1 protein-coding gene is annotated in these 278 nt (G+C 54.7%); it reads right to left on the reverse strand.

The window, feature by feature from the left end; translation table 11 throughout:
* Positions 1 to 21 precede the first annotated feature (21 nt).
* Positions 22 to 231 (reverse strand): hypothetical protein, encoded by a 210-nt coding sequence (locus AC1RPR_RS08785; RefSeq protein ID WP_289859455.1) that lies wholly within the window; start codon positions 229 to 231, stop codon positions 22 to 24.
* Positions 232 to 278: the final 47 nt, after the last annotated feature.

Raw genomic sequence — 278 nt, forward strand, 5'->3', positions numbered from 1 at the left:
CGTCATACGTGTCAACGGGCTTCACAGGTGTTGCCGGGCCATACGGCGCACCGCCTCTCGGATGCTGTTCTCGATCAGGGCAGCGCTGATGGTGTCTTCGAATTCAGCATGTGCCTGCGCGTGAATAGTCTTGGCGTTGATACCGCAGCGCGCTAGGTCGAAAACAAAGGCCACGACACGAGAGTCAAAATCGGCCACAGGCTGGTTTGCGATGTGTTGCAGGGTCAACATCACTCTTTCTCCTTGATCAGTTCACCTGAAAAACGCCACGTAAATTG

This window comes from Dellaglioa sp. CoH-57-MRSF-22, assembly GCF_056781895.1.

Excerpts from the sequence above, each read along its gene's own strand:
- AC1RPR_RS08785 (WP_289859455.1), bottom strand. The coding sequence starts at position 231 with ATGTTGACCCTGCAACACATCGCAAACCAGCCTGTGGCCGATTTTGAC.